The 16,982-nt window shown below is 36.6% G+C and carries 14 protein-coding genes and 1 other annotated feature; of the genes, 1 reads left to right on the top strand and 13 read right to left on the bottom strand.

All coding sequences use genetic code 11. The features are described 5' to 3' along the window. Positions 1-115: 115 nt before the first annotated feature. The 10 genes from J1899_RS07580 to J1899_RS07535 all read right to left on the bottom strand — a co-directional run bounded on the left by J1899_RS07580 (position 116) and on the right by J1899_RS07535 (position 11,862). A complete protein-coding gene (locus J1899_RS07580; protein WP_246586696.1) occupies positions 116-1,330 on the bottom strand; it encodes a competence protein CoiA in 1,215 nt (404 codons plus the stop codon). Positions 1,331-1,490: 160 nt separating this feature from the next. After that, positions 1,491-2,159: an adaptor protein MecA gene (gene mecA, locus J1899_RS07575; protein WP_214478277.1), complete on the bottom strand. Its 669-nt coding sequence runs from the start codon at positions 2,157-2,159 to the stop codon at positions 1,491-1,493. Positions 2,160-2,544: 385 nt separating this feature from the next. Further along, positions 2,545-2,940: a transcriptional regulator SpxA gene (gene spxA / locus J1899_RS07570; RefSeq protein WP_066447509.1), complete on the bottom strand. Its 396-nt coding sequence runs from the start codon at positions 2,938-2,940 to the stop codon at positions 2,545-2,547. A 660-nt stretch (positions 2,941-3,600) separates the two neighbouring features. Further along, complete coding sequence (locus J1899_RS07565; RefSeq protein WP_214478276.1) at positions 3,601-4,176, bottom strand: GNAT family N-acetyltransferase; 576 nt, start codon at positions 4,174-4,176, stop codon at positions 3,601-3,603. A gap of 514 nt (positions 4,177-4,690) precedes the next feature. Next, complete coding sequence (locus J1899_RS07560; protein WP_214478275.1) at positions 4,691-5,911, bottom strand: putative glycoside hydrolase; 1,221 nt, start codon at positions 5,909-5,911, stop codon at positions 4,691-4,693. A 334-nt stretch (positions 5,912-6,245) separates the two neighbouring features. Beyond that, positions 6,246-7,181, bottom strand: a complete 936-nt coding sequence (locus tag J1899_RS07555; RefSeq protein ID WP_066447517.1) for an ABC transporter ATP-binding protein — start codon at positions 7,179-7,181, stop codon at positions 6,246-6,248. 2 nt (positions 7,182-7,183) lie between these two features. Further along, positions 7,184-8,251, bottom strand: a complete 1,068-nt coding sequence (locus tag J1899_RS07550) for an ABC transporter ATP-binding protein (protein ID WP_066447520.1) — start codon at positions 8,249-8,251, stop codon at positions 7,184-7,186. Between the two features lie 10 nt (positions 8,252-8,261). Beyond that, positions 8,262-9,176 carry an ABC transporter permease gene (locus J1899_RS07545; RefSeq protein WP_066447523.1) on the bottom strand — a complete coding sequence of 305 codons (915 nt, stop codon included), beginning with the start codon at positions 9,174-9,176 and terminating at the stop codon, positions 8,262-8,264. Between the two features lie 3 nt (positions 9,177-9,179). Next, positions 9,180-10,115, bottom strand: coding sequence for an ABC transporter permease (locus J1899_RS07540; RefSeq protein WP_066447525.1), 936 nt, complete (start codon positions 10,113-10,115; stop codon positions 9,180-9,182). A gap of 157 nt (positions 10,116-10,272) precedes the next feature. Then, the gene (locus J1899_RS07535; RefSeq protein WP_066451662.1) at positions 10,273-11,862 is read right to left on the bottom strand and encodes a peptide ABC transporter substrate-binding protein; all 1,590 of its coding nucleotides are present in this window, start codon (positions 11,860-11,862) and stop codon (positions 10,273-10,275) included. Between the two features lie 652 nt (positions 11,863-12,514). After that, positions 12,515-12,743: a binding site (T-box leader), on the top strand. Positions 12,744-12,813: 70 nt separating this feature from the next. On the opposite strand from J1899_RS07535, the gene trpS reads away from it, so the two are divergent. Beyond that, positions 12,814-13,803: a tryptophan--tRNA ligase gene (gene trpS / locus J1899_RS07530; protein WP_214478274.1), complete on the top strand. Its 990-nt coding sequence runs from the start codon at positions 12,814-12,816 to the stop codon at positions 13,801-13,803. Between the two features lie 87 nt (positions 13,804-13,890). On the opposite strand, the gene J1899_RS07525 is transcribed toward trpS, so the two are convergent. The 3 genes from J1899_RS07525 to J1899_RS07515 form a co-directional block, all read right to left on the bottom strand. After that, complete coding sequence (locus J1899_RS07525; RefSeq protein WP_214478273.1) at positions 13,891-14,634, bottom strand: YjbA family protein; 744 nt, start codon at positions 14,632-14,634, stop codon at positions 13,891-13,893. Between the two features lie 302 nt (positions 14,635-14,936). Beyond that, positions 14,937-15,851: an oligopeptide ABC transporter permease gene (gene opp4C, locus J1899_RS07520; RefSeq protein WP_066447535.1), complete on the bottom strand. Its 915-nt coding sequence runs from the start codon at positions 15,849-15,851 to the stop codon at positions 14,937-14,939. Between the two features lie 13 nt (positions 15,852-15,864). Then, on the bottom strand, positions 15,865-16,815 hold the full coding sequence (locus J1899_RS07515) for an ABC transporter permease (protein WP_066447539.1): 951 nt from the start codon (positions 16,813-16,815) through the stop codon (positions 15,865-15,867). Positions 16,816-16,982 lie beyond the last annotated feature (167 nt).

Below are 16,982 nucleotides of genomic sequence, written 5' to 3'. Positions count from 1 at the left end.
AATGGTAATTTTAACAATAGCACTATAGGTTACTTCTCCTTTACTGCGAAAATTCCTGCTATTTTCCGATATTTTTATCAGCGTCTCATCCTATTCTGTGCTAAAAGACTGTATTTCATTTATCAAATTGGTTTTGACTGGCTTGTTTCATTATATATTTTCCAAATCGCTTGTTTAAAGATTGATCATATTGCACTTGTTCATTTTGGCTATAAGGAAATACAAGTTTATTAGAAACAAAATATCCTCCCTGGTCTGTTTTGGAGATTATATATAAATGTTCTAATAAGCTGAAATACTCCTCAACAGCTCGAAACTCCTCAGATTCATCGAAAAGAGGGAATCTTCTCACTGAAATACTTTTACTCCGAACCCTCTTATAAAAGGAGGTTTTGGCGTCGCTTATCGTAAATGTCTTTTTCTTCATTATTACATCCATCATTAGAAACGTTTGCCATTGCAAAGGTGGTGTGGAAATATAGGGAGAATGAAAAACAGGAAGACCAATTTCTGAAGGAAGTTGTGATGGAGAGATACGATGATTATATAATTCGGCTAACATTGCTTTACTGAAAGAGCTATTTCTAACTGCTGCAAAGTCTTTTTGCTTTCTGATGACAGATTGCCATTGCTGAAAAGATATAGATGATGATTCGTTTGAAAGATGGAGTAATGTAGAGAGATCAAGATTTTTGAGCGGTTTAATTTGCAGGTTGACGAATGTGTTTTTCGTGGAATATGGAAGCGGGTTTTTAAGAAAAACAAAATGCATTGTGTTTGGACAAAACGCTAGGATTTCCCATGACTTCCTTTCATATAGTGAAAGGAATAGATAATTAAATGAGGTAAGTGCAATTCTGTTGTGATCGATCCGTTTGATTTTGTTAGCTCCTATGATCCAGATTGGGATGATGCCAGCTTGGAGATAGGACTGGGTTCGCTTGTAAAACAAATCCTCTGAAATCGGCGAGCACTGAAATTCAATGGCAAATGATTGTTCCTTATATATAAATCCTATATCTGCCCTCTGCTGAATTTCATGATAATAATATTCCATTACGGGAGAGACTCCTTTTTGCCGCAGCCAATTGTATAGCTTAATTTTTCCATTCAAATGATATTGTGACTCATTTTCATAACTTTCCGGACACCTCGAATGCATATGATGAGCAAAGTGCGGAATGCGTTTTGTGCCAGCTTTTAATAACAATGATTCCGAACACTCACGGCAAAAGTAAGGTCCCTTCTCCTTGAGAGATATAGCCTCGGCTCTAGTGTATGACCTAAAAAGTGAAACAACTTCCCCTGAGCTGTTTACTGCAGTTAACATCATTCTTCCTCCTTTCTTTCTAGTAGGTATTCATGAATCATACATCTAACTCCTGTATGTTTGAAAAATTTATGGATAATTATGTTACTGTCAGAGTATATACAATTTTTAAAATGCAAAAAAAAAAAAAAAAACGATTTCAATATTGAAATCGTTTTGGTTATTTGAAATATTTACGAAGTTCTGCAAAAACATCACTTTCAATAATCGTTTTTCCGTATTCAGTAATACGGTGGATTGTTACTTGCGTTTCGTAACCATATTCAAGCATAATGCTGAGAAGATTGTCGATATCTTCTTCATCAAACAATTCTTCGTCAAAATCAAGAAATAAATAGTAGCTGCCTTCAAAAGAATATAATGTTGTTTTGATGGAATCAAGCTCTGATTTTTTTGACAGAGAAATAATGTCTTCAAAGTCTTTGAAGGTTATTAGAAATTCCAAATTGCCTTCATACTGTTCATTTTCTTCAGTAGCATCTTCAGAATTAAAGTGATGATCAAGCATCTCTTCAATTCTTTCATCAACCGGAAGATCCTGCGCTTTTTCATCTGGAACAGGAAGCTCTAATTTTTGGCCATCTTTTGAGAGCTGTGCCCTTGTGACAAGTACTTCTAAGCCTTTATCCAGCGCCTGAACTTGTATCCAAAGCGGACCTTCTGCAAAGAAATCTTCTTCCCGATGAACCTCATCCATCATTTCCCAAAATAATTCTTCACTTCTTTCGCGGTTATACCAGATTTCCTCGCGATCAAAGCCTCTTTCCTCTATATCAATGTAAGAAATGTAAAACTTAACTGTATTATCATTAATACGTTCAATTTCCATACAACAACTCTCCCTTCTGGCTATGGTTGAAGGGACTAAAGACCCTTAAATAGTTACTTTTTCTCCATATACCCAGTATAGAACAGGTTAATCTGTTTTAACCATTCTTTTAGAGCAAAGGCCTACGATTAAGTCCAAATTATGTGCCTTGTACTTATATTTTATGATAAAAACAGAATAAAGGGAATTAAAAAAGCATGATTCATTAAAAACCGTTATATGCCTAATTCCTCTTTTTAAAAGTGGTTAATGTATTTTAACAGAAATATAGCGCATCTACAAGAAAAGAGAATTGTGGCATTAAAACGGGTGATCCAGTGTGTTTCTGCGTTTATAAAAAACAAATAAAAACCTTCTTTCATCAATTGAAAGAAGGTTTAAAAATTTAATTAACAAGTCGTTGTGCTTCACGAAGCTGATACGTACGTACCTTTCTTGGAAGGAATCGTCTAATCTCGTCTTCATTATAACCAACCTGTAAACGTTTCTCATCAATAATAATTGGGCGTCTAAGCAGGCCGGGATTATCTTTAATCAATTCAAATAAATTTTGAAGAGGCATCGTCTCAAGATTAACATCTAATTTTTGGAACGTTTTTGAACGAGTTGAAATAATTTCATCTGTTCCGTCCTCTGTCATTCGAAGAATTTCTTTAATTTCTTCAATTGATAATGGCTCAGAAAAAATATTTCTTTCTTTATAAGGAATTTCATGCTCCTCTAACCATTGTTTCGCTTTCCTGCAAGATGTGCAACTTGGTGAAGTGTATAATGTGACCATTTTACAAATTCACACTCCCTTAATTTAGACATATTATTAGATCTATTGTTAGATTTTTTTCTTGTTTATAAAACTTGGAGCTTTGTAAATTAAAATCACTTTAAAAAAGTAATTTGTATTATCTATTATACACTAATAGAAGCCCATTGGATATAAGTTTTTATAAACACCCTAAAAGTATGAGATAATCTTTTAGGTTAAACAGTAAATTCTCTGTTACACTATATAAGACGATTGAAGCGTGAAAAAGTTTCATTTTTCATTTAAAACGATAAAACGTTCACAAAGTATTCACATTTCCACTTTTAATTAGGGTAGTTTATATTCAATAGGTACCCCTTTTTACAAGTTTTAAACTTAAATTCACTATTATTTTCTCAATTAAAGCTATTAAATTGAAAAAAGGATTAAACGTCACTGAATAGTTTCACTGCTTGAAAGGGCTTTCCCTGAGGAGTAAAGCTAACTTTCACAGCATGCATGCCGCTATTCCCAGCATATCAAAGTTTACTCATGAGATGAGTATCTATTTTTTAAGATCAGAAACCAAAATAAAAACCGAACGATTTAACAGATAATGATAAGAAATCTGTTAATTGTTCGGTTTTATCGTGATTTGAAACGCTTATTTTAAGAAAACATTATATTCCACCGGTTATTTTATAGGCGATCAAGGACGTTTTTTCCGCTCTCTCCTTCATCAAAGGTCAGGACTTCATCTACTTTCTGGTAAGACTCTCCATAAAATTGCTTATCCTTATATGTGTGAACAAGTTCATAGGTTGTCTTCATTGCTTCAAAAATAGTATCTTCAGATTCATTATTCGGTGCCCAGTAGAGGATTTCCATTGCATTGATTTCTTTCGTAGCCAGTGATCTTCTGCGATATCCAATAGACTGTGCATGTTTAAAGCCTTCACGCTTATAGAAACGCAGGCGCTTCTCTGTATCCGTATCGTCATAATTAACTGGTTCAACCTCTAAAATGATTGGCTTCCCTTTATCCTTCATCTTGGCAAGCAGCTTTTTGCCAAGGCCCATCCCCCGGGCATCCTTGGATACAAATAAATAATCAATAAAAACAAAATGGTCAAGTTCCACATACATCAAGACATGATGTGGTCCTTCATCTTTATGATAAATTTCTGACTGTTCATCAAGCAAAGTTTCCATATGCTCTTTTGATTTCATTTCTTCAATAGGAAAATATTGATTTAATTTTTCATACCAATGCATGGATCTTCTCCTTTTTTTACCTAGTACAACCTAGGCGAAGTATTCTTTCCAGCATGATAAGCTCCCAGCTTTCCGCTCATTTATTCTATATACCGTTTAAGCATTCGATCGTTATGAAGTAACGAATCAAATGAAGTATTCGTAAATAACAGTCAGTTCATGCATGATTTCAATGAAAAGAAACATTCTCTTCAAATCGTATGAGGGTAACGATATTAAATGAAAACTGTTCAATTATAAAGGATACATTTTGAGAAGAAAGGTGGAGGTTTATCTTCTAGATCTCTGCATGCTGCTTTATCTGCCTCTTGTCTACTGATTAGCTGCAGCAAAAGATTTAAGGTACTGGAAGTTTGGATGATGCAAGCCTTTATCGCTTGGCTCTTTCATCATAACGTATTAAAATAGTTTGTCAAATGACACAATAGACTAAAGAAAAAGCAGCCCGATTATCAGTTGATAAACCTACAATCGGAACTGCTCCCTTATAGGTCATACCTTATTGAAATACTTGCTAGTCTAAAGGTGTATAATCCACATTTTCAGTATACGAATTTCCAGCATTCCATAATAGAAATTCATCTATGCCGTTTTCATTCAAAGCTCTAATTTGCGCTTCAACCTCTTCTTTTCCATATTCCAGATAATTTCCACTCCCTAAATAGGAAGCAGTAAAATCCTGAAGCCATGGCCTTGAGACTGGGGAAGATTCTAGTTCACCAAGCTTTTTATTCTCAAGCTTCGCATATTCACTTACCAGTTTATATGGCTCTAGATCAGGTTTTGCAATCCCAAAATAAGATGTCCAATGACTTGGATAAATCATAGAGGAAATGACATCAACATTTTCAGAAATCTTAGAGAAATTTTGCCCAATCCCCGGTGCCTCCGGCAATGTTGCTGAATAGCCAAAGATATCAACAGACACCTTCACACCATAAGGTTTTAACTTTTCTTTCGCATAAGCTACAAAATCAGTTACAGCACTAACCCTTTTTTGCACGTTTTCAGTGGACTCATCCGTATAATCGCCATGATTGTAGCTTAATTCATTATCTCGAGTCTCAAACCCTTCTGGAAAACGCACATAATCAAATTGGATTTCCTGAAAGCCCATCTTTGCCGCTTCAATCGCCAAATCTACATTATAATCCCAGACTTCCTTTAAGAATGGATTTACAAAAGACTCCCCGCGGCCGTTTTTCCATACTTGATTACCATCTTTAAAAGACCATTCAGGTTTTTTGTTAGCAAGCTCCGTATCCTTAAACACAACTACCCTTGCAATCGGATAAACTTGATTTTCTTCCAGAGTATCCATCATTGTTTTAGGATTCTTAATATACGGCTTTCCAATCGGAGAGTAAGGGGAATTTTCCTCTGGTATGTAAGTTAGATTACCCCAATCATCTTTAATATCAATGACCATTGCATTCAAATCACTTCCATTAATGAGATTGATTAATGTGTTAAATCTTTCCCCACCTGCAGAATGCCCTGTAACATATACGCCTCTAACAGCATCTGGATAATTGAACGTATAACCTGAATCAAATTTAAACCTATTGATAACTTCTGGCAGCTCTTTTTTCAAGTCATAGAATTCTTTTTGCGGCATCATTCCGTTCATTTTGACAGAATCCTCTTCCACAGCAAAAGAATGCTGTGGTGATAGATTTAAGACCAATAGAAATACGATTAAACTAATAACACTGAATACACTTTTATTGTTCATAGCTGTTGTCCTCCCCTCCTTCTCTCCGTACCCTTTCATACAGTTTATCAATCTTTCGACAAGAAATTAATACATTTATAGACAAAATTTTTTATTAAATGCATTTTCCTTTTAATTGAGGGAAATGTTAAAACTAATACAATTAATTGAAAATTTATAATAGTAATTACATTAGTTTTAGTGTATGATAGTAAAAAGCAAGTTAGTGGATAAAAGGACTAAAGAATAACTGAATATTTTATTTATACTGTTAATTAAACAACTTTATAATTAACATATGCTTCAACGTCCTTCTATAAAAAAAACGATCCCTTAAAAAGAGATCGTTTCGAGTTTAATGCTTATATTGTGCTTGATATTGCTTTAATTCCTTTTCAGAACAATACACATAGTGGCCAGGGGCTACTTCGCGCATCTCAATCTTTTCATCTGAAGCATAGTTATGAACAGCTGGATCATATGATTTACGCTTACGTGTACGTTCAGATTCAGGATCTGGAAGTGGAATAGCAGACAGAAGCGACTGCGTATATGGATGAATAGGGTTATTGTATAAATCTTCGGCAGAAGCAAGTTCAACAAGCTTCCCGAAGTACATTACTCCAATTCGGTCACTTATATATTTAACCATTGAAAGATCATGGGCGATAAATAAGTACGTAAGTCCTTTTTCACGCTGCAGCTTTTTCATTAGGTTAACAACTTGAGCTTGAATCGAAACATCCAGTGCAGAAATCGGCTCATCAGCAATGATGAATTCAGGATCTACTGCAAGTGCACGAGCAATTCCGATACGCTGTCTTTGACCGCCGGAAAACTCATGCGGATAACGGTTGGCGTGTTCTTTATTCAAACCAACTGTTTCTAATAGCTCATAAACCTTTTCCATACGCTCTTTCTTTGAACTTGCAAGACCGTGTATATCAATGCCTTCAGCAATAATATCAGCTACAGTCATACGAGGGTTTAAAGAAGCATAAGGATCCTGGAAAATCATTTGCATCTTACGGTTGAACTTTTTCAGTTCTTTTGCAGATTTTTTTCCATGAACATTTTCGTTTTCAAACAGCACTTCACCGTCTGTTGCATCATATAGACGAATAATGGTACGGCCAGTTGTTGATTTACCGCAGCCAGATTCACCAACAAGTCCTAAAGTTTCACCTTTGTAAATATCAAATGTGATTCCATCAACGGCTTTAACCATATTAGGTTTTCCCACATTAAAGTGCTGCTTTAAGTTTTTAATTTGTAAAAGCTTTTCAGCCATTGTTATTTACCCTCCTTAACAAGAACAGGCTTCTCAAAGTTAGAGGATAATTTGCGTATACGCTTCATTACAGATTCAGGCGGATTTACCTGCGGTGCATCCGGATGAAGCAGCCATGTTTTTGCAAAATGAGTTTCAGAAATTTGGAACATTGGCGGTTCTTCTTCAAAATCAATTGCCAATGCATATTGATTACGAGCGGCAAATGCATCACCTTTTGGCGGATTTGTTAAATCCGGAGGTGTTCCTGGAATTGCAGCCAGCTCTGCATCATTGTCGTTCTCAAGACTTGGCATTGATGCAAGCAAGCCCCATGTATATGGATGACGTGGATCATAGAAAATTTCATCAACCGTTCCCATTTCTACAATTTGTCCAGCATACATGACAGCAACACGATCAGCAACATTTGCTACCACACCAAGGTCATGCGTAATAAAGATGATTGAAGTATCCATCTTATTTTGCAATTCTTTCATTAAATCAAGAATTTGCGCTTGAATTGTTACATCCAATGCTGTTGTTGGCTCATCGGCAATTAAAAGCTTAGGACTAGCTGCCAAAGCAATCGCAATCATTGCACGCTGTCTCATACCGCCAGAAAATTCGTGAGGGTACTGAACAACACGTTTTTCCGGCATTGGAATACCAACTAGACGCAGCAATTCAGTTGCACGTTTTTTCGCTTCTTGCTTGGACATGTTTTGATGCTTAATAAGAACTTCCATAATTTGAGTTCCAACACGCATTGTTGGGTTTAAAGAAGTCATTGGATCTTGGAAGATCATACTGATTTCTTTTCCGCGGATATTTTCCATTTCTTTTTCTGACTTTGGAACAATGTCATCGCCATTAAAAAGGATTTGTCCGCCGGTAATTTGTCCAGGAGGCATTGGAATTAATTTCATAATCGTCTGGGAAGTTACACTTTTACCAGAACCAGATTCACCAACAATAGCAAGCGTCTCACCTTTATGAAGATCAAAGCTCACACCACGAACTGCTTGAACTTGTCCTCCATAAGTTTGGAATGAGACTTTTAAATCTTTGACTTCAAGTATTTTTTCCATATTCTCACTCCTATTTACGTAATCTTGGATCAAGAGCGTCGCGCAAGCCATCGCCAACTACATTAAATGCAAAGATAGTTAAACAGATAAAGATCGCCGGGAAGAATAAACGCCATGGATAGTAACGCAATGCAGGCAATCCATCATTAGCCATTGTTCCCCAGCTCGCAAGCGGCGGTGTTAAACCAAGTCCAAGGAAGCTTAAAAATGCTTCAGTAAAGATAGCAGATGGTACAGTTAACGTCATGGTAACCAAGATTGGTCCCATAGCATTTGGAATTAAGTGTTTACCCATAATTCTTGTTGTATTTGCCCCTAGTGTCTTAGCAGCAAGCACGTATTCTTGATTTTTCAGCGAGAGAACTTGTCCACGTACAATACGTGACATGTTAATCCAGCCGGTAATCGTCATGGCCAGAATCATTGTTCCTAAACCTTGACCTAACACAACCATTAATAGAATAACTAATAGCAAATATGGGATTCCATAGAGAATGTCGGCAAAGCGCATCATAAATTCATCTGTACGACCGCCTTTATAGCCGGCAATTCCACCCCAGATAACACCAATACATAGGTCAATTAGAGCTGCTGCAACACCGATAAAGATCGAGATGCGGGCACCTTCCCATGTACGAGTAAAAACGTCACGGCCTAAATCATCTGTTCCAAACCAATGCTCTGAAGATGGTGCCTGGTTTTTGTTAGCCAGATCATTTTGCTTATAATCATATTCTGTCATCATTGGACCAAAGATCGCCATAAAGATGAGAATTGCTAATAAAACTAAACCGAATAATGCCAGTTTATTTTTACGGAAACGAACGAAAACATCTTTCCAAAAGGAGAGGCTCGGTTTCGATATCTTTTCAGCATCTTCCAGCTGGGTTCCAACTACTTTGAATTTATCTTTTGATATTTCCATGGTTTACTCTCCCTTCTTCCCGCCGGCAAGCTTAATGCGTGGGTCGATGATTCCGTATGCAATGTCTACAAGGAGAATAGATACAAGTAATAGAATACTATAGAATACCGTTACACCCATAATAACTGTGTAATCCCGGTTAGAGATACTTGTTACAAAGTGTGCACCTAGTCCTGGTAAACCAAAGATTCTTTCAATAACAAAGCTACCTGTTAAAATACTGGCCGTAAGCGGACCCATGTATGTAACAACAGGAAGCATAGCATTACGAATCGCATGCTTGACCGTAATTGCACCACTACTTAAACCTTTGGATTTAGCTGTTTTAATATAATCATTTGCAAGTACCTCCAGCATGCTCGAACGAGTTAAGCGAGCGATAAATGCCATTGGAGTAGAAGCAAGTGCAAGTGCTGGAAGAACTGTGTACATAAACCCTTCCCATCTGGCAACAGGGAATATGCCCCATTTGATTGCAAGGAAATATTGCAGGAATGATGCCATTATAAATGATGGAACAGATATACCTAGAACTGCGACAATCATTGCTGTGTAATCCTGCCATTTATTGTGTTTCAAGGCAGCAATAATTCCTAATAAAACACCAATTGCAACTGCTAAAAAGATCGCTTCCAATCCTAATAGAAATGATACCGGGAAACCTTCACTGATCAAGTCATTAACTGTTTGACTCTTATACTTGAATGACGGACCAAAATCCCATTTTAAGATTCTTAGTAAATACTCTCCGTATTGAACGTACCATGGCTGATCTAATCCATAGTGTGCATTTAAGTTTGCTTCAATTTCGGGAGGTAACTGCTTCTCAGATGTGAACGGGTTTCCAGGTGCCATGCGCATAAAAAAGAACGTTGCTGTAACAATTAGCCATAATGAAATAAGCATGTACAACAAACGCTTCCCTATATATTTAGCCATTGACAACACCTCCATATTAATACTTTTTATAAGAAAGACCACAACTACAAAACAAAGTAAATTTGTCATTTATTGGTCGAATTTGCAGCTTCAAGTTACAGAAACGAAGGTATATGGGAAACTTGATCCCATATACCTTTCGTCAAATTACTATCGATTATTCAAAATATGCCCATTTGAATTGAGCATCTCCAAGACCAGAAATTGCAACATCTTTTAAGTTTTCGTTTTGAACCCAGTTATTTGTGTAGAAATAGATAGGTGCTACAGGCATTGCATCCATAAAGATCGCTTCAGCATCTTTTAATAGTTGCTGACGAGCATCTGCATCTGTTTCTGTCGCAGATTGAGCAAGTAATTCTTGGAACTCAGGATCTTCCCAGCCAGTATCGTTGTTACCGCCATCAGCATCACGATAAGCTTCAAGGAAGTTGATTCCGTCGTTAAAGTCACCTAACCAGCCCATACGAGCAACTTGGTAATCTAAAGCATGTACGCTGTCTAAGTATACAGCCCACTCTTGGTTGTTAAGTGTTACTTCAACACCAAGATTTTGAGTCCACATATCTTGGATTGCTTGTGCAATCTTTTGGTGGCCTTCAGATGTGTTGTAAGAAAGAGTAATTGCAGGAAGTTCAGAAGCATCACTATAACCAAGCTCTTCTAAACCTTTTTCTAAATATTCTTTCGCAGCTTCCATATCGTTATCAGGGAAGTAGCCTTCTTCGTTCTCTGGGAACATTGTTGGTGGTACAAGCGCCATTGCTGGTAGCTGTTCACCTTGTGTAACATTGTCAATTAATTCTTGACGGTTCATTGCGTGTGCAAATGCTTTACGGATATTTGCATTGTTGAATGGTTCAACAGTTGTATTAAATTTGTACAGGTAAGTTCCTGCAATTGGTTCAGTAATTAGACGGCCTTCATCTTTTAATGCAGGAAGAGCATCTAGTGGAAGTGCACCAGTTGGAGCTCCTGCCCAATCAAGTTCACCGTTATCAAACATAGATAGTTCTGTATTTGGATCGTTAACCATGATCATTTCAATTGTGTCTAATTTTACAGCATCTTTATCCCAGTAAGTATCGCTCTTTTCAAGAACAATTTTATCACTGTGAGCCCATTCAGTCATATGGAAAGGACCGTTAGTTGTATAATCATCACCAGCATCGTTAGCCCACTCAGCATTTGCTTCAGCTACTTTGCTGTTAAATGGTAAGTAAGTGTAGAATGCAGTCAACTCTAAGAAGAATGGAGTTGGATTTGCAAGAGTTACTTCTAAAGTTTTCTCATCAATTGCCTTAACGCCTACATCATCAAGTGAACCTTCGCCAGTATTAGCTGCTTCAGCACCAGCGATGTAGTTTAATTGGTATGCATACTCAGATTGGTTAGCTGGGTCAATAGCCCATTTCCATGCTGCTTCAAAATCGTTAGCAGTTACAGGGTCACCATTTGACCATTGAGCTTCACGAATTTTGAAAGTGTAAACTGTTTGGTCATCTGAAACTTCCCAGCTCTCTGCCATTGCTTCTTCAGGTGTACCTTCTTTGCCAATACGAGTTAATCCTTCCATTGTTTGGCGAAGTACAGTACCAGAAGTTGAATCCTTAGCTAAACCTGGGTGTAAAGAAGGTGGTTCAGTATTGATATTAACACTTAAATTTTGTTCTACATCAGATCCGCCGTCGCCGCTATCGCCGCCATCAGCGTTGTCATCGCCGCCGCTACATGCTGCAAGGAACATGCTTAGTACAAGCAAGATGCTGAAGAGAAATGAAAATCTCTTTTTGTTCACGGTAAAACCCCCTATTATTTTTCCCCAAACTGTACTTGTACAAAAATCTCCTAAAATACAATTGTCCTCCTGACATATATTGCTGAAATAGTCTGTCTTTTTACATTAAAGAAAAAAGCGCAAACCACTTCTCTCGTCGTAAAATAAGTTAACCTATGCTCAAAGATTGATTATCCTCTATATTCTGATAATTATATCGAAATATAAAAGTTAATACTAGTTTTGGAGTTATAAGTATGAAAAACTTACATCAGAGTTTGAGTTTTGCAAAAAATATGCTGATAGACAATCAAATTTTATTGAGAATGTAACATTTTTGTAAAGAAATTGTTTGGTGATTTTTATTATAAGTATTTTATTTCTTGATTGCAAGTAAGTTTTTAGTAGGAAAGTTCTACCATAGGTCTTAATTTGCTGAAAAATATTAATATACTAACACTTTGAAGATTAAATTTTTTTTACGAAAAGGGTCATTTTTCGACAAATCTCTCCTTCTCCTCTATTCAATAAATTGAAATGAATTTTAAAATGGGCAAAATATCAGTCAATGCATTTGAATTCAAATTAACTTTCTTATATAATAATCTTATTAACTAATAAAAGAATGGCTATGATGAAGAGTAGTACATTTACTGTCTGGTTTTAAGAGATCCTGTGGCTGGTGGGAACAGGAATCCGGGTAAATAGAATGGACTTTGGAGCTTAAGTATAAAGAATCAATTTCTTTATTTTACGTATTGTCTGCGTTATTAGGCAGCCTGCAGTTTTGCGGGTACAGAGTGACTCATTTTGAGTAATTAGGGTGGCAACGCGGACCATTCGTCCCTAAATATTAGGGACGAATGGTCTTTTTGCTGCCTTTTTTTCTCTTCTCATCCATAATTTAAGGAGGAATATAACATGAAAACTATCTTTTCAGGTATCCAGCCAAGCGGTACCATCACGCTTGGCAACTATATTGGTGCACTCAAACAATTTATTGAACTGCAAAATGAATACAACTGTTATTTTTGCATTGTTGACCAGCATGCCATAACAGTTCCCCAAGATCGTCTGGAACTGAGAAAAAATATTCGCAGCCTTGCTGCACTTTATATTGCTGTAGGTATTGATCCAGAAAAGGCAACTTTGTTCGTCCAATCCGAAGTTCCTGCACATGCGCAAGCAGGATGGATGATGCAGTGTGTATCTTACATTGGTGAATTAGAAAGAATGACCCAATTTAAGGATAAATCAGAAGGCAAAGATGCAGTATCTGCTGGATTATTAACATATCCCCCATTAATGGCTGCTGATATTCTGCTTTATAGCACTGATTTAGTTCCAGTTGGAGAAGATCAAAAACAGCATTTGGAATTAACAAGAGATTTAGCAGAAAGATTTAATAAAAAGTATAATGATATCTTCACTATTCCTGAGGTTCGTATCCCTAAAGTTGGGGCAAGAATTATGTCCCTCCAAGAACCAACGAAGAAAATGAGCAAATCAGATCCGAATACAAAATCGTTTATTTCGATCTTAGATGAACCAAAAGTGATTGAAAAGAAAATTAAAAGCGCAGTCACAGACTCTGATGGCATTGTGAAATATGATAAAGACCTTAAACCTGGTGTTTCAAATCTATTAACGATTTATTCCATCTTCACTGGAAAAGAAATTAGTGATATTGAAGCGATGTATGAAGGGAAAGGATATGGAGATTTTAAAGGTGATTTAGCACAAGTAGTTGTAAATGCCTTAAAACCAATCCAAGATAAATATCATGAATTAATGTCTTCAGAAGAACTGGATATCATTTTGGATAATGGAGCAGATAAAGCAAATATAGTAGCTCAAAAGATGATTAAAAAAATGGAAAATGCGATGGGACTTGGAAGAAAACGCAGATAAATAATTCTTCTTATATCGAACATTCCTATTCTAATTTTTAGTTTATAAACAAGAAAAAACCTTCGACATTCATCGAAGGTTTTTTTATTAATTCACTCTCGAACCATGCTCAATCTCCCATAATTTTTCAAAGAATGGCTGTCCTTTTATTAAATTTTCACAGAATCTTTCATGCTTTTTTGACCAGCCATATTTGCTCTCTTCAAAAAGGTGATCCCATGCATGTTCAAAATTCATGGCTTGAATGTCAGAATAAATTTCCGGTCTCCATTCGGTATACCAATATCGAATTTCCGCTTCGTTTTTGGAGGAGTGCAGCTGATCCAATGCCATAAACAAAAGCTGTTTAAGCTGTCTTTCTTTTCTTGTTAGCCCTGCCATTAAGTCAGGTGATGGAGAAAGGATATGAAAACCTTTTCCAGCTGATGATGAAAAAGAGTAAGAAATTGTATCTTGATCAGCAATCATTTCATATGCAAGCTGTTCCTGTCTTGGAATAAGACGGCTTTTTCGGATTGGGATACTATATCCTATTGTATCAACGGCAAGAATGCCTGTCCCATCTGTGACAACAAAGCAATATTCCAATTGAACGCGCTCATGGTTCTTTCTCAAATACGCTTTTTGATAAATATCATCAAGAAGCTGCTGTGGAATGTCTGCGAGATCATTTTCAATATAATTGAATAATACAGAGTCAACCTTCAGCAATGGCACTTGATCCAGAAGTTCAACACCATCGTCCTTACGCCATTCATGAAAATGGCATACATTATATCCGTTCTCTTCCCCTTCAAACCAATTCACCCAAACATCATGAAGATATAACATATACTTACCCCCACTTCACTAACTATTTGTCACTCAGTATGGGCATGTAATAGTAAATTTATTCCTACAATAAATATAGCCATTATAGATTTAACTCAATTTAATCTAATATATTCTGTTGATTGATCTTCTATGACTTAACATTGCATATTCTCCTTATCCCTCATGTAAGACCCTTTTAATCCTATGCAAAGGACATTGGCTTTTCCAAATCCCTCCATATAATTTTTCTAAGCAAAATTGAAAAGCCGTTTTTAAACAAAAAAACCACTGACATTAACACTGTCAGTGGTTTTGCCTGCCTATTCTAATGTCTTAGGATCGAGTGCATCTCTTAATCCATCACCGATGAAGTTAACACTTAGTACTGTTAACAGAATTAAGAATCCCGGGAAGAATGGATACCATGGAGCTGTTAGCATTACTGTATAGTTCTGAGCATCCTGAAGCATGTTCCCCCAGCTTGCAGTCGGAGGCTGTATTCCCAATCCTAAATAACTGAGAGCCGCTTCTGATAAGATTACCCCTCCAACAAGCAATGTAGCTGCAACTATGATCGGTCCCATTGCATTTGGAAGAATATGTGTAAAGATGATTTTATATGATTTAGTTCCTACTGTTTTAGATGCAAGGACAAACTCTCTTGATCTTAGTGATAAAAACTCTCCTCGCACAAGTCTTGCCGTCCCTGTCCAACTGGTTAAAGCAAATACAATGATTAGATTTTGTAAGCTAGATCCGAAGATTGTTACAATTGTAATTAGTAGGAAGATACTTGGAATAGAGATGATTACATCTACAAAGCGCATTAGAACAGCATCTACAATTCCTCCAAAATAGCCAGCTAGAGCTCCCACTGTAATTCCAATAACAATTGCTCCTAATACCGAACCAAAGGCTACTAGGAGAGATACTCTGCCTCCATAAATTAACCTTGTAAATATGTCTCTGCCATAACGGTCAGTTCCAAGCCAGTAATCCGCACTTGGAGGCTGTAATTTGGCAAGCAAATTTTGCTGATCATATGGATGCGGAGAAATGATTGGCGCCAGAATTGATATTAATACGATGGCGAGCAAAAAGATTGCTCCAACAACCGCCAATTTATTTTTCATAAACTTTCTAATAAAGATTTTCGTTAATGTATCTGGTTTTTCCATTAAATTGGGGTTCAGTTCTAATTCTTTTTGTGATATTTCTGGATTAACTTGTGACACTGTAACCCCTCCTTTAATACTCAATTCGCGGATCAAAGACCGCGTATAGTATGTCTGCTAATAAGTTCCCAATGACAACAAAGACTGCTGAAATAACTGTTAATGCCATAATGACTGGATAATCCCTCTGGAAGGCTGATTCAATGAATAAAAGTCCAATTCCTGGCCATGCAAATACTCTCTCCGTAATCGCAGCTCCGCCAATAAAGGATGGAAGCATTAGACCAAAAATCGTAATGATTGGGATCATCCCATTTCTAAGACCATGTTTTAAAACTACTTTTTTCTCTTTAAAACCTTTTGACATTGCAGTTCGGATATAATCCTGTTTCAATACATCCATCATTGAAGAACGTGTGTATCTTGTTAGTGCAGCCATATCTGCTACTGCTAACACAAAAGCCGGAAGAATTAAGTGATGAATTCGATCCCATAAACTAAAGTCGGCGTTTAATGTCGCTACCCCACCAGTTGGAAACCAGCCTAATGTTACGGATAAGAACATGATTAACATTAATCCGAGCCAGAAATTCGGTGTCGCTACTCCTAAGAAAGAAGTCACAGTGACTGTATAATCCAGCTTGGTATAAGGCCTCATGGCCGAATATATTCCAAAAGGTATAGCAATTAAAATTGCCAGAATAGTTGAAACCAGCATCAGTAATAAAGTATTTGGCAGCCTGTTCATGATTAATTCACTTACAGGAGTTCCCCGCTTAATGATTGAATCTCCAAAATCACCCTGCGCCATATTTCCAAGCCACGTAATATATTGGATATGGATGGGTTCATCTAGTCCATATCTTTCTCGAAACGCTTCTTTATCTGAAGGTTTCATGGATGGATCCATCATTAATGATGTTGGATCTCCTGGTGCAGCTTGAATGATTGCAAATGATAGGATGGTAATTCCAAATAGCAAGGGAATAGCCATTATTGTTCGCCGAATAATATATGAGACCATCGCCTATTCTCCTTCTCTTAATAAATTATTATTTATCCTAAATACAGTTATCACATATAACCTGTAGGGTTTTCAGTATTTAAAAAGCTTGTCCGCGTGTTTAAATTAACAGCTAATTTTTTTATTTTCCTATACTCAAAGATAAAGAAAGGGAAGGGTATTTCCAT

The organism is Cytobacillus gottheilii, assembly GCF_018582665.1.
Taxonomy (GTDB): domain Bacteria; phylum Bacillota; class Bacilli; order Bacillales; family Cytobacillaceae; genus Cytobacillus; species Cytobacillus gottheilii.
The sequence above is the reverse complement of the archived record's forward strand: the minus strand, read 5'-3'. Positions and strand labels throughout refer to the sequence as shown.

Excerpts from the sequence above, each read along its gene's own strand:
- J1899_RS07545 (WP_066447523.1), bottom strand. The coding sequence starts at position 9,176 with ATGGAAATATCAAAAGATAAATTCAAAGTAGTTGGAACCCAGCTGGAA.
- J1899_RS07555 (WP_066447517.1), bottom strand. The coding sequence starts at position 7,181 with ATGGCTGAAAAGCTTTTACAAATTAAAAACTTAAAGCAGCACTTTAAT.
- J1899_RS07550 (WP_066447520.1), bottom strand. The coding sequence starts at position 8,251 with ATGGAAAAAATACTTGAAGTCAAAGATTTAAAAGTCTCATTCCAAACT.
- J1899_RS07525 (WP_214478273.1), bottom strand. The coding sequence starts at position 14,634 with ATGTTATATCTTCATGATGTTTGGGTGAATTGGTTTGAAGGGGAAGAG.
- mecA (WP_214478277.1), bottom strand. The coding sequence starts at position 2,159 with ATGGAAATTGAACGTATTAATGATAATACAGTTAAGTTTTACATTTCT.
- J1899_RS07580 (WP_246586696.1), bottom strand. The coding sequence starts at position 1,330 with ATGTTAACTGCAGTAAACAGCTCAGGGGAAGTTGTTTCACTTTTTAGG.
- trpS (WP_214478274.1), top strand. The coding sequence starts at position 12,814 with ATGAAAACTATCTTTTCAGGTATCCAGCCAAGCGGTACCATCACGCTT.
- J1899_RS07535 (WP_066451662.1), bottom strand. The coding sequence starts at position 11,862 with ATGTTCCTTGCAGCATGTAGCGGCGGCGATGACAACGCTGATGGCGGC.
- spxA (WP_066447509.1), bottom strand. The coding sequence starts at position 2,940 with ATGGTCACATTATACACTTCACCAAGTTGCACATCTTGCAGGAAAGCG.
- J1899_RS07560 (WP_214478275.1), bottom strand. The coding sequence starts at position 5,911 with ATGAACAATAAAAGTGTATTCAGTGTTATTAGTTTAATCGTATTTCTA.
- J1899_RS07515 (WP_066447539.1), bottom strand. The coding sequence starts at position 16,815 with ATGGTCTCATATATTATTCGGCGAACAATAATGGCTATTCCCTTGCTA.
- J1899_RS07565 (WP_214478276.1), bottom strand. The coding sequence starts at position 4,176 with ATGCATTGGTATGAAAAATTAAATCAATATTTTCCTATTGAAGAAATG.
- J1899_RS07540 (WP_066447525.1), bottom strand. The coding sequence starts at position 10,115 with ATGGCTAAATATATAGGGAAGCGTTTGTTGTACATGCTTATTTCATTA.